Genomic DNA, 24,015 nt, shown 5'->3' on the forward strand with positions numbered 1-24,015 from the left:
AGGAACCGCAAGGCACTCCGGCACTCACCGACAGCGACGATGCTCAATTCCCCCACAGACCGGCTCGTCAAGCCGATTCATCTGATGCCCGCTTCCGCGCGTGCGCGGGTCGCGTCAACGGCGACACCGCTGCAGGCGCGATTGCAGCGCGAGCTGAAAGGCGATGTGTTGTTCGATCGCGCATCGCGCGGACGCTATGCGACCGATGCGTCGATCTATCAGATCGTGCCGCTCGGCGTCGTCGTGCCGAAGGATCAGGACGACTTGCGCGTTGCGCTGCAGATTGCCCGCGACAGCCGCGCGAGCGTGCTGGCGCGCGGCGCAGGCACGAGCCAATGCGGGCAGACAGTGGGCGAAGCGCTCGTCATCGACACGACGAAGTGGCTCAACAACATCATTCACTTCGACAAGGACGCGCGCACGGTCACGGTCGAACCGGGCGTCGTGCTCGATCACCTGAATGCGTGGCTCAGGCCGCATGGCCTCTGGTTTCCGGTGGACGTATCGACGAGCGCGCAATGCACGATCGGCGGCATGGCGGGCAACAACTCGTGCGGCTCGCGATCGATGGAATACGGGATCATGGTGCATAACGTCGACGCGATCGACGCGATCCTCGCCGACGGTCACGAAGCGCGCTTCGGCAAGCTGTCGTCGATGACGACCGATGCACGCACGCGCGATCTCGTCGATGGCGTGCGGGGCATCGCCATGCGCGAGCAACAGGAGATGCGCGAACGCATCCCGAAGGTGCTGCGACGCGTCGCGGGTTACAACCTCGATCTCTTCGATTGTCAGAGCCCGCTTGCATTCACCAACGACGGCGAGCCGAATCTTGCAAACCTTCTGGTCGGCTCCGAAGGCACGCTCGCGTTCAGCCGTCAACTGACATTGACGCTCGCGCCGTTGCCCGCGCACAAAACGCTCGGCGTCGTGAACTTCCCGAGCTTCTACGATGCGATGGACATGACGCAGCACATCGTGAAGCTGGGGCCGGTGGCGGTCGAGTTGGTCGATCGCACGATGATCAACCTCGCGATGTCGAATCCGGCGTTTCGTCCCGTCATCGCGAAGGCTCTGGTCGGCGAGCCGGAAGCCATTCTGCTCGTCGAGTTCGCGGGCGCGGATCGCGATACGCAAGTAGCAAAGCTTGCGCAGCTCGTCGCGTTGATGAGCGATCTCGGCCTGCCGGGATCGGTCGTGCAAATGCCCGATGCGGGGCCGCAGAAGGCCCTGTGGGAAGTGCGCAAGGCCGGTCTCAACATCATGATGAGCATGAAGGGCGATGGCAAGCCGGTGTCCTTCATCGAAGACTGCGCGGTGCCGCTCGGACATCTCGCCGAATACACCAGTCGATTGACCGATGTATTCAGGAAGCACGGAACCGAAGGAACGTGGTACGCGCATGCGAGCGTCGGCACGCTGCATGTAAGGCCGATTCTCGACATGCGCCGCGACGGGGCCATCAAGATGCGCGCGATCGCCGAAGAAGCCGCGGCGATGGTGCGCGAATACAAGGGCGCGTTCTCGGGTGAGCACGGCGATGGTCTGTGCCGCGGCGAATGGGTGGCGTGGCAATACGGCCCGCGCATCAACGAGGCATTTCGCGAGATCAAGCGGCTCTTCGATCCGGAGAACCGGCTGAGCCCTGATCGCATCGTGGCGCCGCCGAAGATGGATGATGCGCGCAACTTCCGCTTTCCGCCTTCTTATCGCGAGCGTGGATTGACCCCTCGTCTCGACTGGTCGGCATGGAACGTCACCCGCGATCCATTGACGGGCGAGCACGGCGTGCCGGGATCGGGCGGCGATCTGTCCGGCGGGCTCGCGAAAGCGGTCGAGATGTGCAACAACAACGGCCATTGCCGCAAATTCGATGCAGGCACGATGTGCCCGAGCTATCGCATCACGAAGGACGAGCAGCATCTCACGCGCGGCCGTGCGAACACGTTGCGGCTCGCATTGTCGGGACAATTGGGCGATGACGGCCTCGCGAGTCAGGATGTGAAGGACGTGCTCGATCTATGCGTCTCGTGCAAGGGTTGCAAGCGCGATTGCCCGACCGGTGTCGACATGGCGCGCATCAAGATCGAGGCACGCGCCGCATGGACGCAGCGTCATGGCGTTCGATTGCGTGAGCGCCTGATTGCGTTCCTGCCGCGCTATGCGCCGTATGCGAGCCGCATGCCTGCGCTGTCGCATGTTTTCGAATCGAACATGCCGGGCGTGGCGCGCTGGCTGAAGTCGAAACTCGGTCTCGCGCGGCAACGTGCGTTTCCACGTTTCGAAAAACCGTTTCTCGCGAATGCCACGGACAAACCGGTTGCGTCTGTAACTAACGAAGTCCTGCTCTTCGTCGACACGTTCAACAACTACATCGAACCCGAGAACGCGCGCGCAGCCAAGCGCGTGCTCGAAGCGGCAGGCTATGCGGTTCATCTGAACGTGAAGGCGGCCGAGCGGCCGCTCTGTTGCGGGCGCACGTTTCTTTCCGCCGGTCTCGTCGATGAAGCGAAGGTCGAAGCACGCCGCACGCTCGACGCACTCATGCCTTATGTCGAGCGCGGCGTGATGATCGTCGGCCTGGAGCCTTCATGTCTGCTCTCGCTGCGTGACGAGTTTCTCGGGTACGGCTATGGCGATGCCGCGCGCAAGCTGTCGCAAGCGTCGTTTCTGTTCGAGGAATTTCTCGTGCGCGAAGAAGCGGAAGGGCGATTGCAACTGAAGCTCAAACCGCTCGGTCGATCCAAGGCTCTGTTGCACGGACATTGTCACCAGAAGGCATTCGATGCCGTGCGTCCCATCGAGAAAGTGCTCGGCTGGATTCCGGGGCTCGATGTGAGAACGATCGAATCATCATGCTGCGGCATGGCGGGCAGCTTCGGATATGAAGCGGAACATTACGACGCATCGCAGGCGATGGCGGAGTTGTCGCTGCTGCCGGCTGTTCGCGCCGCACACGATGCGCTGATCGTGGCGGACGGCACGAGTTGCCGTCACCAGATCGCGGATGGTGCACAACGTGAGGCGCTTCATGTCGCGCGAGTTCTCGCCATGGCGCTCGATGCGATGGATTGAAAAGAGCAGGACAAGCGTTTCATTCACCGAAGCAAAGAAAGCGGACATCGACGAGCCGCGATCAGGAGACGAACCATGACATCACCGCGCAAACCACGCATTCGCAAACTGCGCCGCAGAACGCAATAGGCAGGCTCATACCGAGCTGCAGTCCTCATCCGACGTATTCACGTGAAGTTCCGCATGCCGTGACATCGGGCGCCTTTCGACATTCGAAGGTGGCTCGCGCACGCACGCGGCCAACAAGGAGACGATGATGTTCCGTCGAGCCACGACGCGCGTTCTACTATTGCTATGCGCGATGTATTTCATCACCTATATCGACCGGGTCAATGTCAGCACGGCGGCGGCCCAGTTCGGCGCGGAGCTTGGCCTCTCGCACACGCAAGTCGGTTTCGTGTTTTCCGCCTTTGCGTATCCGTATCTCGTGTTTCAGATCATCGGCGGATGGGTCGGCGACCGGTTCGGACCGCGGCGAACGCTCACGCTATGCGCGATCATCTGGGCGGGAGCCACCGTCCTCTCCGGTCTCGCGGGCGGCTTCGTGTCGCTGATCGTGGCTCGCGTGCTGCTCGGCCTCGGTGAGGGCGCGACCTTTCCGACCGCGACGCGCGCAATGTCGAACTGGATGCCCGCCGATCAGCGTGGTTTTGCACAAGGCATTACGCATGCAGCATCACGCATCGGCAATGCAGTGGCGCCGCCGCTCATCGTCTGGCTGATGGTCGCGACGAGCTGGCGCGGCGCGTTCATCATCACCGGCGTCATCAGTTTCCTTTGGGCGCTCGCATGGGTCTTCTATTTCCGCGATAACCCACGCGATCATCCGCGCATCACGGAAACAGAATGCGCGACGCTCGCGACGTATTCGGGTGTGAAGCAACGCACGCCTGTGCCGTGGCGCACGCTGCTCGGCCGCATGGCGCCCGTCACGGCCGTGTATTTCTGCTATGGCTGGGTCCTGTGGCTCTTTCTCGGCTGGATTCCGCAATACTTTCTGCACAGCTATCACATGCAGCTCGGCAAATCGGCGCTGTTCGCCTCGGGCGTGTTCTTCGCTGGCGTACTCGGCGACTGGCTCGGCGGCTCGCTCACCGATCGCATCCTGAGAAAGAGCGGCAACGTGCGGCTTGCGCGCAACGTGATGGTCGGCGTGTGCATGCTGCTGACGCTGCTCTCGCTCGCGCCGATCATGCTGATCTCCAATATCTCCATCACGCTCGCGGCGGTGTGCCTCTCGGCCGGCTTCTTCTTCAACGAAATGACGATCGGCCCGATGTGGTCCGTGCCCATGGATATCGCGCCCAAGCATTCGGGCACCGCGGCCGGCATCATGAATTCCGGTTCGGCGCTTGCGGCGATCATCAGCCCGGTCGTGGGCGGCTGGCTGATCGACCGCACAGGCAACTGGAACCTGCCGTTCACCGTGTCGATGATCCTGATGGCGGCCGGCATCGTCCTTTCGTTCATGATGCGCCCGGACCGTGCTCTGGAAGTCGAGGAGGAAAAGAGCGACGCGGCAGACACCCGCAAGTTCGTCTGACTCTGCGCACGCGGCGGTTCGGTGCATTTTGCATGCATTGAACCGCATCGAATAAAGCATTCAGCATGCAGCATTCAATTCTTGGAGGCGACGTGGCGGAACCATCCATCCTGATCGAGCGTGACGGCGATATCGCGACAGTCGTGATCGACCGGCCCGAGAAGCTCAACGCAATGACCAAGCACTTGTGGCGCTCGCTCGGAGAGACCATCGAGACGCTTTCCGGCGACGACACGCTGCGCTGCATCGTGCTGCGCGGCGCGGGCGAGAAAGCGTTCTCGCCGGGCAACGACATCGCGGAGTTCCGCACGGATCGCTCGAACGTCGAACAGGCGCGTACGTACGGCGCGATCATGCATCGCACTTTGCATGCATTACGCGAGTGCCGGCATCCTATCGTCGCGATGATTCATGGCATCTGCGTCGGCGGCGGTCTCGAGATCGCGGCGATGTCCGATCTGCGCATTTGCGGCGAATCGAGCCGCTTCGGCGTCCCCATCAAGAATCTCGGCCTCGTGATGGCGCATGCGGAAATGGAAGGGCTCGTGCGTCTTGCGGGGCCTGCCGTCGCGCTCGAGATTCTTCTCGAAGGACGCATCTTCGATGCAAAGGAAGCGCTTGCAAAAGGACTCGTCACGCGTGTCGTCGCGGATGGGGAGGTGACGGCGAACGCGTATGAAACCGCGCGGCGCATCGCGGCCGGCGCACCGCTCGTCGCGCGCTGGCACAAGCAGTTCGTGCGCCGCGTGATGGAGCCTCAGCCGCTTACCGACGAAGAGCGCGATGAAGGCTTCGCATGCTTCGGCACTGAGGATTTTCGCATCGGCTATCAGGCCTTCCTCGACAAGATCAAACCGCAATTCAAGGGACGTTGACATGGCAGACACGAAATCGACAGCAGCGCCCGGCTCGGGACCGCTTGCGGGGATGCGCGTGATCGAACTCGCGCACATCATGTCGGGGCCCATCTGCGGGATGATGCTCGCGGACATGGGCGCCGATGTCATCAAAGTGGAGAAGATCCCCGGCGGCGACGATTGCCGTCGTTTCGCACCCATTCTTGCGAGCGGCGAATCCGCGTCGTTCATGATCGTGAACCGCAACAAGCGCGGCATCGCCCTCAATCTCAAGACCGAGGGCGGCAAGGAAGTGCTGAGGAAGATGCTCGCGAGCGCGGACGTCGTGACGGAGAACTATCGGCGCGGCACGATGGAAAAGCTCGGCATGGGCTACGAAACGCTGAAGGCCGTGAATCCGGGACTCATCTACTGCGCGATATCGGGCTATGGCCGCAGCGGGCCGATGGCCGACAAGGGCGGCTTCGATCTCATCGCGCAAGGGCTGAGCGGTTTGATGAGCATGACGGGCGAGCCGGGGCAGGCGCCGATCAAGGCGGGCTCGCCCGTCACCGACATCAACGCGGGCATCCTTGCGGCGCTCGGCATCAGTGCGGCTTATGCGCGCAAGCAGGCGACCGGTCTCGGGCAGATGGTCGATACGTCGCTCTTCGAAGCCGGCCTGCAGCAGATGTACTGGGCCTTCGCCAACTACTTCGCCGATGGCACCGTCCTGCCTAAAGCCGGCTCGGCCAACCCCACGAGCGCGCCGTATCAGGCGTTTCGCACGCGCGACGGCTGGGTGAACATCGGCGCGGCGAATCAGAGCAACTACGAGCGTCTCGTCGGCGTGTTGAATATTCCGGGACTCGCTGAGGACGAGCGCTTCCAGACCAACGCGGGACGTCTGAAGCATCGCGAGGCGCTCGTCGATATCCTGACGGCGCGTCTCATCGAACGCACGACCGACGAGTGGCTCGTTTCCTTCGATGCCATCGGATTGCCGAGCGGCGCGGTGTTGGGCGTGCCGGAAGCGTCGTCGCACGAGCAGGCCATGGCGCGCGGGATGATCATCGAAACGGAGCATCCGCTTGCCGGCCCGATGCGCGGCATCGGCTTGCCGATTCACTTCTCCGAAGGCTGCACGAAGGCTTCGCGTCCCGCGCCGCTGCTCGGTCAGCACACCGGCGAAGTGCTCGACGAATACGGTTTCGACGAGGCGCGCATTCAGGCGCTCAAGGACGAAGGCGCGATTCTGGAAACGGAGGTTCCCGCGTGAAAGCGACGGGCGAGCAAATGGTTTTATGCATTCATCATGCAGTATGCAGCGCTATGATCGATGTCTGATCCAACTTCATCGACACCCTCTGCCATGACGCTCGCACCTCCTCCCGCCGCTCGCGCGGGCGATTCGCTCGCTTCGGTCGCCACGCCTTCCCTGATGATCGATCTCGATGCCTTCGACGCCAATCTCGCGGCGATGTCGGCGTTCGCCGCGCGTCATGGCGTCGCGTTGCGTCCGCATGCGAAGGCGCACAAGTGCAGCGAGATCGCGAAGCGTCAGGTCGGCGCGGGTGCGGTCGGCGTGTGTTGTCAGAAGCTGTCGGAGGCGTATCCGTTCGCGGCGACGGGCATCGCGAGCGTTCATGTCAGCAATGAGTTCGTCGGCGCGGACAAACTCGCGATGGCCGTCGAACTCGCATCGCATGTGCATCTTTCGGTATGCGTGGATGCGTTGCCGCAAGTTCAGGCCCTCGGCGACGCAGCGGCACGCGCGGGCGTCACGATCGACGTGCTGCCGGAAGTCGATGCAGGTCGGCATCGCTGCGGCGTGACGAGCGAAGATGCGCTGCTCGCGCTCGTCGACGGCATCGCAGCGCAGAGCGCGCTGCGCTTCGCAGGATTGCAGGCGTATCACGGCGGCATCCAGCACGTCGCGGATTGGATTGCACGCAAGGCCGAAGCAAGCCGCGCCGCCGATATCGCCGCGCGCTACGTCCGCGCGCTCGATGTTCGCGGCGTGCGTTGCGGCATCGTGACGGGCGGCGGCACAGGCACTGTCGAGTTCGATGCTGCGAGTGGCGTCTTCACCGAATTGCAGCCGGGCTCGTATCTGTTCATGGACGGCGACTATGGCGGCATCGGTTGGGGCGGCGAATTGCGCTGGCGTCACAGTCTCTTCGTGCTGTCGACGGTCATGAGCGCCACGCGCCCCGGCATGGCCGTATGCGATGTCGGCCTGAAAGGGCTCGCGGTCGATTCGGGCTTGCCGCGCAGCGTGAACTGGCTCGGTGCGGGCGCCAAGCCCACGTTCAGTTATATCTCCGCGAACGATGAGCACGGCATGCTGCAAGCCCAGCACGATGCTGAAGGCGATTTCGCAGATCTCGTCGGCAAGCGTGTGCTGTTGCCGCCGGGTCATTGCGATCCGACCGTGAATCTCTACGATGAATACGTCTGCTATCGGGACGAACGCGTGACCGACATATGGCCGATCGACGCGCGCGGTCTTTCGCGCTAAGCCCGTGACTCCTTCGGCGGATAGATCGTGGCGATCAGCGCATCGACGTCGGCAACGATCAGTCCGATCACGAACTGCGCCACTTCCTGCGCGCCGTGCGTCGCTTCCTGTTGCTCGAGCATGGCCTTGAGTTCGTTCACGGCGGAACGTGCGCGCGCGAGCTTCTCATCGTCCTGACGATTCGCTGCAAGCACGCTCGCGAGCGTCTCGAACAAAGCCTGCAATTCGCGGCCGGCCGCGCCGAGCCGAGCCGCGCAAGTATCGCGATCGAGGCGCGATACAGCTTTCGCGAGAAAGAGCGCATCGCTATGGAGACGCCGCAGAAACGGTGCGGCCTTGTCGATGGCATCCGAGCGGCGGTTCTGCACGAGCACGATGATGTGTTCGCGTTCGGCTTCCTTCAACGCATCGTCGAAGGCTTTTTGCGCCTCGGTGCTTTGCGTTTCGAGGCGCGTCGCGCGAGCATCATCCCGCTCGCCCGAAAGATGGAGCGCGATCAACTGGCCGAGGCTCTTCAACGTATCGGCGACGCTGCGATGCGCGGCCGTAAGCGCACGATTGGGCCAGAGCGCCGACACGACGAACGACGAAGCCGCGCCGATCAGAATCTCGAGCACGCGATGCATCGGCCGCTCGAAAGGCGATCCCGGTCCCGCCGGAATCAGCACGACGATCACGAGCGTCACGCACGCAAGCCTGAACGCAGGCCGCTTCGCGCTCAACGCGGCAAGCGGCACGAGCGCGACCGAAAACACCGCGAGCGGCGGCGCGCCGCGGTTCATCGCGACAATGCCGAGCACGCCCGCGATCGCGCCGATGAATGCGCCGATGATCTGGTCGCGAGCAATATCGACCGCCTGCGAGAGGCTCGGTTGCGTCACGATGACGAGCGTCGTGATAAGTGCCCAGTAACCTTCGGGCAGTGCGGCCAGTCGTGCGGCGGCATAGCTGATCGCGCAACTCATCAGTGTGCGAAGAAGGCGTCTTGCTTCGGGTGCGCCGAAGAAGGCGCGCACCTGAACTCGAGTACGAGTGATCGAAGTCATGCGGTCTCGGTCGTTGACGAAACGGGACAAGCGAAGGAGACGCGAAGCATGCGCGCCCGTGCTGCATTATGCCAATGTGCACGGTGCGAAAAAATGAAGCTGTTCAGGAAGGGAAAGACAAGGCGGCACATATGCCCGATGTTTCCGGGGCACATGTGCCGCCTTCGTGTCGCGACGTAAGCATCGGCACGGCTTCCACCAGCGTCGCTATATGAGCCTGAGTGGCCGGTGCTGGCATGGCGACCTTATCGGGCCGGCCCGGCGTTGAGCGGGAGTTTCGACGCGCGGGCACTGTCGGCTGTCATCTTTGCACCGCCGGGCTTGTAGCCGTTCGACATCAGCAGGTAGGCCATGATGTCGGCATAGTCCTGGTCCTTCATCTTGCCTGGACGGTCCGCGGGCATGTTGGTGGCCATGTAGGTGAAGATGCCGCCCACGGTGAGATGCGAATTCGACGGCGGTGCGAACGACGGACCTTGCAACGCGGGCGCTGTGATGCCTTGCAACTGTGCCCCATGGCACTTCGCGCACGAGCTCGAATAAAGCGCCTTGCCGTGCGTCGTTTGCGCTTGTTCGAACGTCGGCGGCTCGACGGTTCCCTCATTCGCGACCTTGATGAAGCGGCCGGCGCGCGCGCCATTCATGTCGGCGAGCATGATGCCCGAGTGCTTCGACGGTGCTGCAGAAGACGATGCAGTTTGCACGGGAAACGTCCACTGTTTCGTGAGCGCCTGAAGGCGGCCTTCGTCGATCATCGATTTGAGCGCATCGTCGATGCGCGGACGCAACGCAGCGCTCCTGTCGCCGAATGCGAATGCCAGATGCCAGTCCGCGTAGGGCGAATTCGCGGCTGCGACGGTGAAGCTCTGTTGCGGATGCGCAATGCGATAAGCCACGACAGCGGGATACCACACGATCGCACGATAAGCGCGTCCGTTCGCGACTGCATCGACCGTCGATGCCGACGTGTTCTCCAGATCGAGCGTCACGTCGCGCTGCTGCACGGCGATCAGTTGTGCGGGGCTTGCATAGGTCGCGGCGACCGTGCGCTTTGCGGCATCGTTCAGGACCACGTCAGGCGCTTCGATGCTGACATAGCCCGCACGCAGATAGCCGCGCGAGAATTGCATCTTGCCACCCGATGCATCGGCGACGGTGGAACGGGGAAAGCCAGCGATCACATCGCAATCGCGCGCGAGCGTCTTGTCGAGTTCGTGAAGCGACACGCCGTCGTCGTCGCCTTCGCCGATACCGTGCGATACGAACGTTGCTGCGATGTTGGCGCGGGCGAAGACCGCTTGCGCGACGCTGCGGTCCAGCGCGGCCGAAGGACTGCCGGGAAACGTGCAGATCTTCACGGCCGCGTCGGAAGCCGATGGTGCGAGCGCGATGCATGCGGCCAGCATGCCTGCTGCGCGAATGGAGTTGAGCGAATGATTCATGTCGAAGCGTCCGGTGATGTCGGTGAGCACCGCAAGCGCGCGGCGATGCGCGCTCGCGGTTCGATCAGCATGGGTCAGGCGCGATTGAGCGCGAACACATAGAGCGTGCCGCCGCGCGGCACCTTGTCCGCGGCCTTCGCCATCGGTCCGCCCCAGATCGGATTGGCGCCACCGTATCCCGCGAGAATGGCAACGTATTCCTTGCCGTCGATCTCGTACACCGAAGGCTGGGCGATGATGCCGCTCGCGAGTTTGGGGCTTTGCCACAAGACCTTGCCGGTCTTTTCATCGAACGCGTAGAGATGGCCGTCGAGCGAGCCGCTGAATGCGAGGCCGCCCGCCGTCGTCGCGACGCCGCCGTTCCAAGGCAGCTTGGTCCAGTGGCTCCAGATCTTCTTGCCGGTGTCGACATCGATCGCCTGCAGTTCGCCGTAGCCCTTGCTGTTCGGTTCCGGCTTGATCTCGAAGCCTTCGCCGAGATAGGGCAGGCCTTCCATGTAGTTCACCGATTTGCCGGACAGGGACATGCACGCATGCAGCGCCGGCACGAAGGCTATATGTTTCTGCGGATCGTATGAAACGGACCACCAGTTCTTGCCTCCGAGGAAGCTCGGACACGTTTCGATGGTCGTGCCGGTCTTCGGATACTTGGCGGGATCCTGAATCGGCTTGCCATCGTCCGTATAGCCCGTGACCGATGTCGCGGTGACGAAGGGCCGCGCATAGATTAGCTTGCCGTTGCTGCGATCGATCGCATGGAAAAAGCCATTGCGGTCTGCGTGAATGATCGCGTCGTAGTCCTTGCCCTGATACTTGATGTTCGCGAGTACCGGCGTATTGACGCCGTCATAGTCCCACGTGTCATTCGTCGTGTATTGATAGTGCCACTTGAGGTCGCCCGTCTTCGGATCGAGCGCGAGCAACGAGTCGGAATAGAGGTTGTCGCCAGGACGAAGATCGGCGAGCCACGGTCCCGGATTTCCGACGCCCCAATAAAGCGTCTTGCTCGCCGCATCATAGGTGCCGGTGAGCCACGCGGGGGCGCCGCCATGCTCCTGCATGCCATCGGGCCATGTGTTGCCGCCGGGCTCCTTCGCGCCGGGCACCGTATAGCGTTTCCACAGCACCTTGCCGTCGTTGGGATCGAGTGCTGCGATGAAGCCGCGCGCGCCATACTCGCCGCCCGAGCTGCCGACGACGAGCGCGCCATCGAGTGCGAGCGGTGCGAGCGAGAACGCATATCCGACGCCCGGATCGAACATCGCCTTCTTCCACACGAGCGAGCCCGTTTGCGCATCGAGCGCGGCCACTTCGCCGTTCAACATCGCGACATAAACGTTCTTGCCGTATAACGCGACTCCGCGATTGACCACATCGCAACATGCGGTCTTGAACGATTTCGCATCGAGATTCGGCTCGTATTTCCAGAGTTGTTTGCCCGTTGCGGCATCGAATGCATAGACGTTGTCCTTGGGCGTCGTCACGAAGAGAAAGCGACCGTTGACGATGGGCGTGGCCTCGAAGCCTTGCTGCAAGTCCTTTGGAAACTTGTAGCTCCACACCTGCTTCAGGTTCTTCACGTTGCTCGTATCGATCTGCTTGAGCGGCGAATGCCCATGACCGTTATACGTGCGGTAATACGTGAGCCAGCCGGGGTCGTCTTGCGCGTTCGCGAGGCGTTCATAGCTGACGTCCGGGTACTGCGCCGGTGTGCCTTCCGCCGCGATGGCAAGATGCTGCGCCACGCCGAACGCAGCGACGGCACCTGCTGCAAGGGCCGCGACGCGCAGGGCCGGACTGAAGCGAATGTTCATCGTTGTCTCCTGGATATTGTCGATGCAACGTCTTATTGAAACTCGATAGCGATGCGAAGCAGTTGCGACGTCATCAAGGCAAGTCATGTGCCATCGACGACCGATACGCGCAATCGCCTTGCTGTACGCGGTTGTCGCGTCCAAAGCGCTCAATGCGGGCGCATTGAGGCGTTATTGAAGAGGTGTTGCATCGTGGAGCAGTGGGACGTTTGACGTGTTGCCCGATGTGACAACGCGAGCTCAGTCGAGCCAACCTAGTCGACGTGCTGCATCGACGAAGCGATAGACATCCGCGGCGAGACCTGCGATGCCGAAGCGCGTCTCCAGTTCGCCGATGATCTCGTCGAGCGCGCGCGTGCCATCGCAGCGTGCGAGTATCTCGCCCGCGCTGCGGTTCAGTTCGACGCTGCCGTGCCGATGAACGATCTCGCACGTTTGCATGTCCGCATGCCAATGCAGCTTGAATGACGCACGCAGGCGCGGGCGCGTGCATGCGTCCGCATGCGCGGTCGTAGAGTTCATGTGGGACGGAAAGGGAAGGGTGCAGGCCCGGGGCAGATTCGCCCCAGGCTTGCCGTCATCGAAGGATCAACGTGTAGCGATGTACATCGTGATCTCGAAGCCGAAGCGCAGGTCGGTGAAGGCGGGTGTCGTCCATTGCATGTTCATCTCCTTGATGATGTTCGAGTTGGATCGCGAGCCGTTTCGCGACCGGTCCTCGAAATGCAAGGTCCATGCCTTCGATCATCGACAGTGCATATGCACGCTCTTTGCCTTTCAATTCGATTTCGATGACGCGCAATGGATGTGACGATGTTGTTCCGCTTCGCAACAAGGGTGTACCGAAGTGAAACACTGCACTGAACAACTCATTGCTCCATCGATGAACATGCGGGCATCTTTCGATAGATGGTGTTGCGCGATATGCCCAAGGCGCGCGCGGCGGCGGAGACATTGCCACGATGTTGCGCGAGCGCCGCCGCGATCACGGATGCCGTGACTTCCTGCAGGCGTCCCGAAGCGAGCGCCGATGGAGCGCATGCTTCGGACACGCGATGCACGTTGGCGCGAGGTTCATCGAAGAAGTCTTCCGGTAGATGTTGCCGGCGAATGCAGCCGTCGTCGTCGACCATCGCTGCAGCAGTGCGTAGCAGGTTGCACAGTTGCCTGAAGTTGCCGGGCCACGCATAGCGCTCGAAGAGCGCCATTACGTCATCGTCGATGGACAGGCGCATGCCGCTCCCATCATCGGCGCTTACGGCGTGGAGCATCTTCGTGATCACGGCTGCGAGATCGGTGCGTTCGCGCAATGGCGGTAGTTTGACGACGAGCCCGTTCAGACGGTAGTACAAGTCCTCACGGAAGCGACTCTGCTCGATCATCTCGCGCAGGTTACGGTGCGTCGCGCAGATGATGGCGACATCGACAGGAATCGACTTGCTGGAGCCGAGCGGATCGACGACGCGCTCTTGCAGCACGCGCAAGAGGCGCACTTGCAGCGGGTAGGGCATGTCGCCGATTTCATCGAGAAAGAGCGTGCCGCCATTGGCCTGTAGCAGCTTGCCCGCCGCGCCCTTGCGCCGTGCGCCCGTGAACGCGCCTTCCTCATAACCGAAGAGTTCCGATTCGATCAGGTTCTCCGGGATCGATGCGCAGTTCACCGCGACGAACGGCCCCGCGCGACGCGGCGAATCGCTGTGAATGGCTTGTGCGAGCAGTTCCTTGCCGGTGCCGGTCTCGCCGGTGATGAGTATCGGTATGTCCTTGCCGATGACCTTGCGTACCTTTCCGATGACCGCGGCCACTTTCGGGTCGCCCGTGTCGAGCGATGCGAGCTTCGACGATGAATCGATCGCAGCCGATGCGCGCGGCGCGGATGTCATCGGCAAGGACGTGGACGCCGTTTCGACGAAAGGCGCGCGGTTGAGGCGCACGCGGGCGCATACGACTGCGCCATTGTTGAGATCGAGCGACATGTGCGGCGCGCGGCTCGCTTGCGAACGATCGATCAGTTGCGCGCTCGTCAGTCCGAAGAGCGACGACAGCGTATGCGCGCGCAGCGCCGAGAGCGGCAAGCCGAACTGAAACTGCGCGCTGCGATTGGCAGAGAGAAAACGTCCATCGCAGGTGAAGGCCATGATCCCTTCCATCAGCGTGCCGAGAAACTCGGGGCGGCTGTGAAATGCGATCTGCAACATCCCCTGAAAAGTGCTGGAAAACAGGTGGTTTTCGATCATCTGGACGGACATGCGCGCGAGGGCCATCGTGTGTCGATGGTAGCTGCGATGATCGCCGGTGACGTCGAGCACGCCGATCAGATCGCCGTACGGATCGAGAATCGGCACGCTGGAGCAGGTCAGAAAACGATTGGCCGCAAGATAGTGTTGATCGCCGTGCACGACCGTCGGCGAGCGCTCTGCGATGGCCGTGCCGATGGCGTTGGTCCCTTGCCGTTCCTCGGCCCAGTTCGCCCCCGCCCTGAGCGCGACCTTTTCTGCGCGTGCGAGGAAGTCGTCATCGCCTGTGGAGTGGAGGATGAGCCCGTGTGCGTCGGTCAGTACGATCATGCTTTGCGTGTTGACGATCTGTTCACGCAGCGTTTCCATCACCGGCGTCGCGTGCGCGCATAGCACGCGGTTCTGCTCGAGCTTGAGGAGCAACTCGCCTTCGGTAAGCACGTCGTAGTCGGGTCGTGTCGAGGCGTTCAGACCGAATGTCTCGGAGCGTTCGTGCGCCTTGCGTATCGCGGGAATCAGCCAGGCGCTCTGTCGTTCATCGTGGGTAGCCGCGATCTCGTGGATGTCGTCTTGCATCGTCTCCTCCGTTGTGCAAGTGCCGGTCATGTCGCCGGATATTTGAGCGGGGAGAAAAGCAAGTCATGCGCCAATGAGCGCCGTCGACGGCTGTTGTTGGCTAATCGAAAGGATGCGGGATGTCATCGTGACGCCGACAGCTCCGCGGACGTTGTGTTGGGCTGCGTATGACTCGACGCGCTGACGGAGCACGTGTGTCTGCACCCTGCGAGCGCGCCGCGCAAGGCGCTGCGGGCATTCGAGCGTTGCGCCCGCGCGTTGGCATATCCAATGCAAAAGACCAGGCGAGCGCCGACACACGCTCGATTCGACTCAAACGAACGCTTGCTCATGCACCGTAAGGAGAAACACCATGACGAACCTGAAGCTCGACGATCTGCAACATAGTCAGGAGCTTTCCGCTTCCGAGATGAAGCGCATCATCGGCGGAGACAAAAAGGAGCCAGCCGGCAGACCCATCCATATCGACGCTCAGAGCGGCGTGCTGACGTTCAAGGACGGCTCGAAGTGGACGATGGATCTTGACGGCAAGCTGCATCCGCTGTGATTCGCGCACATCGATGCTGCTTGCAGGAAGGCCGGACGGGCCTCGCGGCGCGGCCGGCCTTTTATCTTTTGCCTTTTGTCTTTTGCCTTTTGCATTCAGAGTTTCCGAAGGCTTTTTGAGTTACGCGTTTTGCATGCGAAATCAAAGGCCGGTTCGACCCGCCGTCAGCACGAGGCGCAGGCCGAGCATCGCGATGACGCTCGCTGCGAAACGGTCGATCCACTTCCTCGCCCGCAGATACATCTCGCGCGGACGCTTGCTTGAGAAGCCAAGCGCGACGATGGTGTACCAGCCCGTCTCGATCACGAAGACCATAGGCGGCAATACGAAGTAGCACCACAGCGGAGGATGCTGCGGCAAGAGCGCCGCGAAAATGCTGCCGTACCAGATGGCTGTCTTGGGATTGCTCAGTTGCGTCGAGAGGCCAAGCCAAAAGGACTTTCGAGCGCGCCCGGTGAGCCGGGACGCGCCGTCCGTTGCCGGCATCTCCATCGGCTGCGCGGCGCCCCGCCAAATCTTCGACGCCACATAAATCAGATACAGGCCACCGGCGACCTTCAGCGCGAGATAGAGCCACTCGACGGCAACGAGCAGCGTGTACAGTCCCGCGAGGGCGACGCCGCCGAAGAAGATGCCGCCCACGCCCATGCCGAGCGCGGTCGCGAGGCCATCGGCGCGTGATATGCCGATGGCATTGCGCGCCACGATTACGAAGCTCGGGCCCGGAATCATCGCGCCCAGCAACAGTGAAAAGAGAATCGCGAGTACGGCGGTCGAAGCGGTCATCGGAATAACTCCTTCGGATGTGCAGTTTGAATGCGGCATGCAAAACGCCGGATTGCATTCACGACGCATGATACGTCCGACTTCACGTGCATCGCGTCAGGCGCCGCTGCCGGCGACGCTGTCTTCGTGAATGGCGCGATTGCGCCCGCTGCGTTTGGCGAGATAGAGCGCGGCGTCGGCATTGTTCAGCAACTTGAGCGCGTCGTCGTTATGGCGTGGCGAGGCCGTGGCAATGCCGATGCTGATCGTCAGCACGCTCCTTGGCGCCGCGCTGTGAGGAATGGCGAGTTGTTCCACGTTCTCGCGCAGACGCTCGGCAAATGTGAGCGCGCCGCTCGCCGCGGCGCCCGGCAAAACCACGACGAATTCTTCGCCGCCATAGCGCGCGACGATGTCGCCGGGGCGCTTCGCGGCATTTTGTATACAGTCGGCCACGGCGATGAGCGCGTCGTCGCCCATCGCGTGACCGTAGGTGTCGTTATAGAGCTTGAAGTGGTCCACGTCGATGAATAGCGCGGACAGGGGCTGATCGACGCGGCGCGCTCGCCGCCATTCTTCGTCGAGCTGCCGGTCCAGCGCGCGGCGGTTGCATAGTCCGGTGAGCGCATCGGTACCCGCGAGCCGTTGCAGCTTCTCTTGCGCGATTGCTCGCGAGCGCAGTGAAATTGCGAGCAGCCATGAGATGACGATGAAGCCGCCTCCGAACGCCATCGTCAATCCGCCGATGACGAGGCTGCGTTCGCGCCACGCCGCGAGGACGTCATCCTCGGCCGGCGCGACCGCCGCGATCAATCGGGTGCCGGGTACATGCTGGAATGTATAGAGCCGCCTGACGCCATCGAGCGGAGACCGTGAGATATATGAGCCTGAAGCCGCGTCGCGCATCGCGGAGAAGGTCGGTGACTTCGCGACGTAGCCGTCGCTATCGCCTGGCAGCGCAGGCTTGCGCGCGATCATCACGCCATCCTGCTGCACGATGAACACCGCGCCCGAAGTGCCGAGCTTCACGCGCGACAGCAGGTCCTTGAAGTAGGAGACGTTCAAGGCGATCACGGCGACGCCCGCAAACGAGCCATCCGATGCATCGATGCGCCGGCTCAATGCGAGCGAAGCCGCGCCCTTGCGCAATCGCGACGCATAGGGTCCGGAAATGTAGAGACCGGCGTCGGGGTGCTCGGCGTGGACCTTGAAGTAGTCGCGATCGTTGAAGAGCAAGTCGGCATGATCGGAAGGATCGCGTTCGATGACGATGCGTCCCTCGCGATTCATCACGAATGCGCCGCCGACGGAGTTCATGCCGGTGGCGCCATCGAATAGAACAAGCTTGCGCAGATCAGGCGGAAGCCCCATTACGGCAGGGTTTCTAACGCCATTGGCGATGGTGCGCAGCGACAGGTCGCTCGATTCGATATTGCGCGCGATATCGGCGCTCAAGGTGGCGACGAGATTGGCCGCAGCCTGATGCGCGTTTTGCAGCGCTTGCGCGCGTCCCTGCCACAGCGCGGCAAACGACAACACGGCCATACAAATGGCGATGGCGGTGCCGATAAGACCAGCGAGCGCCGGAAAGTGCGAAAACACTTCGGCGAAACGGATTGCGGCGGTGCTGTTGCGTCGCATCAACCGGCGACTGACCATGCGTCCGGTCTTACGAACGGCTTTTAATCTGGCGGGCATTCAGGTTCTCCGCGCGGCGCGATTTCCGCACATCCGGGCACGACATGATGTGCGGCGCGACTGCGCTATGCGTCGAAAAACTCCGTATCTTATGGATTGGTTTGCATCTTATGCGCTATGTGGTGAACAGCGCCGCGCGTATTTGCACCCCGATTGTAGTCGCTCAGGCTCAATCCTTTCTGCACGGCCATGCTCTAATCACCCGCCGCGCCCGCCCATGCGCTTGCGAATCTCCGAGTCGAGAATGAGCCGCCCGCGCAACTTGCCCTTCATGCGCTTCACATAGCGCGGCGCCTCGGTCATGTGAATCACCATCAGTTCTCGAACCTTGTCCGCGTCCCGCGCGCGCGCCGCTTCGGTGATCGCCTTGTGAATCTTCACGTTCGCGCGGCCGAAGCGTTCATGTTCGGCTTGCGGCGTGTCGTTCCTGAACTCGATGAGTTGCCGGATCATTTCGTTGATCAACTCGCAGGTGAAGCGCAAAAACGGATTGGGATTCGCAGCGGCCAGAATATCGTGGAAGTTCACGTCTTCCTGTCGTTGCCGGACGATGTCGCGATTCGCGTGCGCCGAGGCCGGCTCGTCGCAACAAGCGATGTTCGCTTCCAGCGCGTTGAAGTCATCGTCGGTGAGATGCGGCACTGCGCCCGCCGCGAGCTCCGGTTCGAGCAACTGACGCACCGTATAGATATCGTCGATGGTCACGTCCTTGAAGAACAGATAGTTCTGCAAAAGTTGCAAGGTGCGATCGAGCGGCACCTCGACGATCGTGCCGCCACCCGAAGGTCCCGTCGTCACTTTGATCAGCCCTTGCACTTCCAGCGATTTGAGCGCCTCGCGCGTCGTGCTCTTGCTGACGGAAAAGAGCTGCTGCAATTCCACTTCACGCGGCAGCTTGTCGCCGGGCTTCAGGTTCTTTTCCGTGATCAGCCGCTTGATCTCTTCGGCGACGAGATCCGCGCGCTTGGGCTGTTTGATCGGCTGCTGCGCGATTTCGATTGCCGCCCCGGTGCGTTTTGCACGCTCCATCACCATGTCGATGCTCCCTGTCTTTGTCTGCTTTATACGCGTGCGTGTCGCGAATTCGCAGACTGGAATATTGCCTTATTGACACCCGAATTTATTGTTCCTAGCATCGGGTTCATTCTATTTATCATGATAAATAGAATGAAGCGAGCCGAGGTTTGAACCTACCACGAAAAAAAAGCGGGGCGGCTGCGCGGGTCATCTTCTCAAGGAGCGTCAATTTTGAATCGCCGAAACATGTTGAAGCTGGCCGCGCTGTCGGCCATTCCAGGATCGTTCGAAGCGCTCGTCGCAAGAAGCGCCTTTGCGCAGGGCTCGCCGATCCAGTTCGCATGCCCTGTGCCGATGTCCGGTCCGTTCGCGGCCAATGGCAAGTACGCCGATCTCGGCATGAAGCTGGCTATCGAACAATACGGCAAGGTGCTGGGTCAACCGCTCGCCTATGCGACGCTCGACACCGAGGGAAAACCCGCAACGGCCGTGCGCCGCGTGCAGGAAATCGCGCAGCAGAAGAACGCACGTTATTTCGCGGGCGGCATTCTTTCGTCGGAAGCACTCGCGATGGGCAAGGAAGCGGAGAAGGCCGGCGGCATCTTCATCACGACTGCGGGCGCCGACGAACTCACCGGCAAGGATTGCAACAGCGCGACGTTTCGCTGGTCAGTGCCCACTTTCGGCGCGATCGAGCAAACGGTGCGGCCGCTCATTCAGTCGATGCCCAATGCAAAGCGCTGGTACACGATCACGCCGCAATACGTGTTCGGAGACGGGCTTTTATCGGCGGCGAAGAACATCTTCAAAGAGAAGGGTATCGAGCATGTGGGCAACAGCTATCACTCGCTCAATGAAAAAGAGTTCAGCGGTTATTTGACGAATGCTGTCGCGGCGAAGCCCGATGTTCTTCTTATCCTCAACTTCGGCTCGCAATCATCGGACACGTTGCGTCAGGCCGTGAGCTTTGGCATGAAGAACAACTGCACGATCCTGATGGCATGGGCGTCGGGGCTGGAGCAATTCGAAGCACTCGGACCGGAAATCTGCGAGGGCGTCTATTTCGGCGCGCAATACTGGCATGCGGTCGATACGCCGCTCAATCAGGACCTCGTCAAGCGCGTGAATGCGGCTTATAAGTCGAACCCTAACTATAGCCTCGCGGGTTCGTACATCTGCACGAAGATTTTGCTCGACGGCATCGTAAAAGCGGGCACCGCCGACCCGAAAAAAGTCGTCGCTGCGCTGCAAGGCATGAAGTACGCGGGCCTGACCGGGCCGGAGGAAATTCGCGCGGGCGATCATCAGGTGTTGAAGAACTACTATCTTCTCAAAGGCAAGCCCAAGAGCAAGATGAAGGATAAAGACGATTACGCCGACATCGTGAGTTCGGGCCAGTCGTTCCTGCCGCTCGACAAGACGCAATGCAAGCTTGCGTGATCGCCTGATCTTGTGACGCGCGTTGTTTTCATGCGAATGCGGGCGAGTTCTGCATTCGCGTTGCCACTCTTCTGATGCAAGGCCATGAACGTTTATCTGTTGCAGGTCGTGAACGGCATCGGCGTGGGCATGCTGTATTTTCTGCTCGCGGTCGGGTTGTCGATCGTGTTCGGGTTGCTGCGCTTCGTGAACTTCGCGCACGGCGCTTTCTATCTGCTGGGCGCGTACTTCTGTTATCAGGCGATGCAGTGGTCGATGAACTTCTGGAGTGCGCTCGCCGTCGTGCCCATCGTCGTCGGCGTGATCGCATGGATCGTCGAGAAAGTCGTGCTGCGCCACGTCTATGCACAGCAACACGAGTTTCATATTCTCGCGACAGTCGGCCTTGCGCTCGTGATTCAGGAGTGCGCGATCATCGCGTGGGGACCGCTCGGCGATAACGTCCCGGTGCCGGACGTTCTCAACGGCGTTGTGATGTGGGGCAGCTTCATCTACCCGAAGTACCGTCTCTTCGTCATCGCGTTCACGGCGGTGCTGGCGGGCATTCTATGGTGGGTGCTCGAAGGCACGCGGCTCGGCAGCGCTGTGCGAGCGGGCAGCGAATCGAGCGAGATGGTATCGCTGCTCGGCATCAACGTGACGCGCATCTTCAGTCTTGTATTCGCGCTCGGTGCGGGAACAGCGGCACTCGCGGGCGTGCTTGCCGCGCCGATACGCGGCGTCGATCCGTTCATGGGGATCGAAGCACTCGGCGTCGCATTCGTCGTCGTGGTCGTGGGCGGCATGGGCAATTTTCTGGGTGCGCTCGTCGGCGGACTGCTCGTCGGCATCGTGCAGAGCGTGATGAGTACGCTGTGGCCGGAAGGCGCGCGTCTCATGATCTATGTGGCGATGGCCGCGGTGCTGCTGCTGCGTCCGAACGGATTACTCGGGAGGACCGCGTGAATTCCAAACTGGATTCGAAGACACTGGACATGAGCGCGCCACCGCGATCCCTCAGGCAGTCGCTTCATCGCTATCGCTTTCTGTTGCTCGCGGCCATCGTCGTCTGCGTTCTTCCGCTGACGATTCGCTCCGGATCGCTCGCAACCGAAGTGCTCGTCTATGCGCTCGCCGCGCTCGGCTGTAATCTGCTGCTCGGGCATACGGGCCTGCTGTCGTTCGGACAAGGCATATTCTTCGGTCTAGGAAGCTATGCCGCGGGTCTGATCCTCACGAAGTCAGGGCTTCAGATTCCTGCGGCATTGCTCGGCGCCATCATCGCGGGTGCGCTCGCCGCGGCTCTCGTCGGATGGTTCTCCATTCGTCAGCGCGGCGCGTACTTCGTGATGCTCACGCTCGCATTCGGGCAGATGTTCTACTTCCTTGCCTATACGACACCCGATCTCACCGGCGGCGACAACGGCTTGCTCGATATTCCGCGGCCCGCGTTGTCATTCTTCGGGCAGCCACTCGTTTCGCTCGTGTCGCCGTGGCAGTACTACGCGTTCGTCGCCGTATTGTTCTTGATCGCATTCTGGTTCATGTTGCGCGTGTCGCATTCGGTCTTCGGCCGCACGCTGCTCGCAATCCGCGATAACGAGGCGCGCGCCGCTGCCGTAGGTTATGACGTAAAGCGTTTCAAGCTGGCCGCGTTCGTCGTATCGGGTGCGGTCACTGGCCTGGCCGGGGCATTGCACGCGATGATGACGGGCATCGCGCCGTTGTCGAACATCGACTACCACACGAGCGAGATGATTCTCGTGATGACCGTTATCGGCGGTACGGGCAATCTCTTTTCTTCCGTACTGGGCGCAGCGTTCTATGTGCTATTCGCCGACTGGCTTTCAACGCTATGGCCGCGCTGGCTGCTGTTGCTCGGGCTCGTGCTGATCGCGGTAAGTCTCTTCATGCAGCGCGGTTTGTGGGGTCTGGGTGAACGCATCTGGCGCGCGATGAAGCGCGATCGAGGAGAGCCGGCATGAGCGCGTCGATACTGGAAGCAAAGGGCGTCGTGAAGCGCTATGGCAAGTTCGCCGCGCTAACCGATGTGAATCTGCGCATCGCAAGGAACACGGTGCATTCCGTGATCGGACCGAACGGTGCGGGCAAGACCACACTGTTTCATGTGTTGACCGGGACCGTGCCGATCACCGCGGGCAATATCGTGTTCGATGGTCACGACGTGACACAGGAACCCGATCATCGTCGTGTGAAGCGTGGCATCGCACGATCGTTTCAGGTGACGAGCCTCTTCACGAATCTGTCGGTGCGTGAGAATCTGCGGCTCGCCGCGCAAGGCGTGGACTCGAAGCGCGCACTCAACGCATGGACGCCGCCGCGCGGCGCGCTGGAACATCGCGATACGGTCGATGGCATTCTCGAGCGTCTCGCGCTGCAACGCCTGGCGTCGACGCAGGCGAGCGCGTTATCGCATGGCCAGCAGCGGCGTCTCGAAGTGGGCATGGCGCTCGCCGCCCGGCCCAAGGCGATCTTTCTCGACGAGCCGACCTCGGGTATGGGCATCGACGATCTCGACGACATGAAACATCTGATCCGCAGTCTGCGCGATGACTACACGGTCGTGCTGATCGAGCACAACATGGATATCGTGATGGACATCTCCGACATCATCACGGTGATGCAGCAAGGCCGCGTGCTTGTCGAAGGCAAGCCCGCCGATATCCGCGGGGACGAACGTGTGCGCAGCGCCTATCTCGGCAACATGATCACCGGAGGACGCGCATGATGCTCGATGTCGATAACATTCACGGCTATTACGGCAAGAGCCATATTCTTCAAGGCGTCTCGCTCACGATGGGCGAAGGCGAAACCGTCACGCTGCTCGGCCGTAACGGCGCGGGAAAATCGACCACGCTGAAAAGCATCGCCGGCGTCGTGGCGCCGCAGCGCGGCAGCGTGAAGTTCAAGGGCGTCGAGCTCGCGAAGATGCCGCCGCACAAGATCGCTGCGCGCGGCGTGTGCTTCGTGCCGGAACATCGCGGTATCTTCAAGCTCTTGTCCGTCGAAGAGAATCTGCGGCTCGGCGCGCGCAAAGATTCTCCATGGCAACTCGCGGATATCTATCGCATCTTTCCGCGTCTCAAGGAGCGCCGGACGAACGGCGGTGGCCAACTCTCGGGCGGCGAGCAGCAGATGCTCGCGATCGGCCGCGCATTGATGAATCATCCGCGCTTGCTGATGCTCGATGAACCGGTGGAAGGACTCGCGCCTGTGATCGTCGAGGAAATCGTCGCGCAACTGAAGCTGATTCGCCAAGCGGGCGTGACGATTCTGCTCGTCGAACAGAATCTGGAAGTCTGCACGCAACTCGCCGACCGCCATTACATCATTGAGCAAGGGCGCATCGTGTACGAAGGAACGAACGATGCGTTCATCGCCGATGAATCGATCAAGGATCGCTATCTCGGCGTGGGCGTCGTCTGAACCTCATATCTGCATCACTCAGCTCAGGA

At 61.6% G+C, this 24,015-nt stretch carries 20 protein-coding genes; 11 read left to right on the forward strand and 9 right to left on the reverse strand.

Annotated elements, in window-relative coordinates; all coding sequences use genetic code 11:
* The first annotated feature begins 39 nt into the window (after positions 1 to 39).
* The 5 genes from NCT05_RS27155 to NCT05_RS27175 all read left to right on the forward strand — a co-directional run bounded on the left by NCT05_RS27155 (position 40) and on the right by NCT05_RS27175 (position 7,978).
* A complete protein-coding gene (locus tag NCT05_RS27155) occupies positions 40 to 3,078 on the forward strand; it encodes an FAD-binding and (Fe-S)-binding domain-containing protein (protein WP_250503608.1) in 3,039 nt (1,012 codons plus the stop codon).
* A 253-nt stretch (positions 3,079 to 3,331) separates the two neighbouring features.
* Positions 3,332 to 4,621, forward strand: coding sequence for an MFS transporter (locus NCT05_RS27160; RefSeq protein ID WP_008347831.1), 1,290 nt, complete (start codon positions 3,332 to 3,334; stop codon positions 4,619 to 4,621).
* Positions 4,622 to 4,686: 65 nt separating this feature from the next.
* Positions 4,687 to 5,496, forward strand: a complete 810-nt coding sequence (locus tag NCT05_RS27165) for an enoyl-CoA hydratase/isomerase family protein (RefSeq protein ID WP_284504388.1) — start codon at positions 4,687 to 4,689, stop codon at positions 5,494 to 5,496.
* A 1-nt stretch (position 5,497) separates the two neighbouring features.
* Entirely contained in the window at positions 5,498 to 6,736 is a 1,239-nt protein-coding gene (locus NCT05_RS27170) for a CaiB/BaiF CoA transferase family protein (protein WP_250503610.1), read from the forward strand.
* Positions 6,737 to 6,829: 93 nt separating this feature from the next.
* The gene (locus tag NCT05_RS27175; RefSeq protein ID WP_250503611.1) at positions 6,830 to 7,978 is read left to right on the forward strand and encodes a DSD1 family PLP-dependent enzyme; all 1,149 of its coding nucleotides are present in this window, start codon (positions 6,830 to 6,832) and stop codon (positions 7,976 to 7,978) included.
* Here NCT05_RS27175 and NCT05_RS27180 read toward each other — a convergent pair.
* The 6 genes from NCT05_RS27180 to NCT05_RS27205 all read right to left on the reverse strand — a co-directional run bounded on the left by NCT05_RS27180 (position 7,975) and on the right by NCT05_RS27205 (position 15,093).
* Entirely contained in the window at positions 7,975 to 9,024 is a 1,050-nt protein-coding gene (locus tag NCT05_RS27180; RefSeq protein WP_250436432.1) for an FUSC family protein, read from the reverse strand. The genes NCT05_RS27175 and NCT05_RS27180 overlap by 4 nt on opposite strands.
* Positions 9,025 to 9,269: 245 nt before the next feature.
* Positions 9,270 to 10,466, reverse strand: coding sequence for a c-type cytochrome (locus tag NCT05_RS27185; RefSeq protein ID WP_250503612.1), 1,197 nt, complete (start codon positions 10,464 to 10,466; stop codon positions 9,270 to 9,272).
* A 74-nt stretch (positions 10,467 to 10,540) separates the two neighbouring features.
* Positions 10,541 to 12,280, reverse strand: a complete 1,740-nt coding sequence (locus tag NCT05_RS27190) for a methanol/ethanol family PQQ-dependent dehydrogenase (protein ID WP_250457230.1) — start codon at positions 12,278 to 12,280, stop codon at positions 10,541 to 10,543.
* Between the two features lie 240 nt (positions 12,281 to 12,520).
* Positions 12,521 to 12,802: a pyrroloquinoline quinone biosynthesis peptide chaperone PqqD gene (gene pqqD, locus NCT05_RS27195; RefSeq protein WP_175980691.1), complete on the reverse strand. Its 282-nt coding sequence runs from the start codon at positions 12,800 to 12,802 to the stop codon at positions 12,521 to 12,523.
* A gap of 66 nt (positions 12,803 to 12,868) precedes the next feature.
* Positions 12,869 to 12,943 carry a pyrroloquinoline quinone precursor peptide PqqA gene (gene pqqA, locus NCT05_RS37045; RefSeq protein WP_008347847.1) on the reverse strand — a complete coding sequence of 25 codons (75 nt, stop codon included), beginning with the start codon at positions 12,941 to 12,943 and terminating at the stop codon, positions 12,869 to 12,871.
* Between the two features lie 206 nt (positions 12,944 to 13,149).
* Positions 13,150 to 15,093, reverse strand: a complete 1,944-nt coding sequence (locus tag NCT05_RS27205; RefSeq protein ID WP_250503613.1) for a sigma-54-dependent Fis family transcriptional regulator — start codon at positions 15,091 to 15,093, stop codon at positions 13,150 to 13,152.
* Between the two features lie 352 nt (positions 15,094 to 15,445).
* Between NCT05_RS27205 and NCT05_RS27210 the strand changes: the two genes are divergently transcribed.
* Positions 15,446 to 15,640, forward strand: coding sequence for a hypothetical protein (locus tag NCT05_RS27210; RefSeq protein WP_008347853.1), 195 nt, complete (start codon positions 15,446 to 15,448; stop codon positions 15,638 to 15,640).
* 141 nt (positions 15,641 to 15,781) lie between these two features.
* On the opposite strand, the gene NCT05_RS27215 is transcribed toward NCT05_RS27210, so the two are convergent.
* From NCT05_RS27215 to NCT05_RS27225, 3 genes are all read right to left on the reverse strand, one after another.
* Positions 15,782 to 16,426, reverse strand: coding sequence for a LysE family translocator (locus tag NCT05_RS27215; protein WP_250436438.1), 645 nt, complete (start codon positions 16,424 to 16,426; stop codon positions 15,782 to 15,784).
* A gap of 96 nt (positions 16,427 to 16,522) precedes the next feature.
* Complete coding sequence (locus NCT05_RS27220; RefSeq protein WP_250503614.1) at positions 16,523 to 18,046, reverse strand: sensor domain-containing diguanylate cyclase; 1,524 nt, start codon at positions 18,044 to 18,046, stop codon at positions 16,523 to 16,525.
* Positions 18,047 to 18,301: 255 nt separating this feature from the next.
* A complete protein-coding gene (locus tag NCT05_RS27225) occupies positions 18,302 to 19,138 on the reverse strand; it encodes a FadR/GntR family transcriptional regulator (RefSeq protein ID WP_008347857.1) in 837 nt (278 codons plus the stop codon).
* Between the two features lie 213 nt (positions 19,139 to 19,351).
* Here NCT05_RS27225 and NCT05_RS27230 point away from each other — a divergent pair, with 213 nt between their 5' ends.
* The 5 genes from NCT05_RS27230 to NCT05_RS27250 all read left to right on the forward strand — a co-directional run bounded on the left by NCT05_RS27230 (position 19,352) and on the right by NCT05_RS27250 (position 23,986).
* A complete protein-coding gene (locus NCT05_RS27230; protein WP_008347858.1) occupies positions 19,352 to 20,560 on the forward strand; it encodes an ABC transporter substrate-binding protein in 1,209 nt (402 codons plus the stop codon).
* Positions 20,561 to 20,644: 84 nt separating this feature from the next.
* Positions 20,645 to 21,505 carry a branched-chain amino acid ABC transporter permease gene (locus NCT05_RS27235; RefSeq protein ID WP_250436444.1) on the forward strand — a complete coding sequence of 287 codons (861 nt, stop codon included), beginning with the start codon at positions 20,645 to 20,647 and terminating at the stop codon, positions 21,503 to 21,505.
* A gap of 29 nt (positions 21,506 to 21,534) precedes the next feature.
* A complete protein-coding gene (locus NCT05_RS27240; protein WP_235366230.1) occupies positions 21,535 to 22,524 on the forward strand; it encodes a branched-chain amino acid ABC transporter permease in 990 nt (329 codons plus the stop codon).
* A complete protein-coding gene (locus tag NCT05_RS27245; protein ID WP_008347861.1) occupies positions 22,521 to 23,288 on the forward strand; it encodes an ABC transporter ATP-binding protein in 768 nt (255 codons plus the stop codon). The genes NCT05_RS27240 and NCT05_RS27245 overlap by 4 nt, the downstream gene beginning before the upstream one ends.
* The gene (locus NCT05_RS27250; RefSeq protein WP_175980699.1) at positions 23,285 to 23,986 is read left to right on the forward strand and encodes an ABC transporter ATP-binding protein; all 702 of its coding nucleotides are present in this window, start codon (positions 23,285 to 23,287) and stop codon (positions 23,984 to 23,986) included. Before NCT05_RS27245 ends, NCT05_RS27250 begins: the two co-directional genes overlap by 4 nt.
* Positions 23,987 to 24,015 lie beyond the last annotated feature (29 nt).

It is taken from the genome of Caballeronia sp. AZ7_KS35, from assembly GCF_023631045.1.
Taxonomy (GTDB): Bacteria; Pseudomonadota; Gammaproteobacteria; order Burkholderiales; family Burkholderiaceae; genus Caballeronia; species Caballeronia zhejiangensis.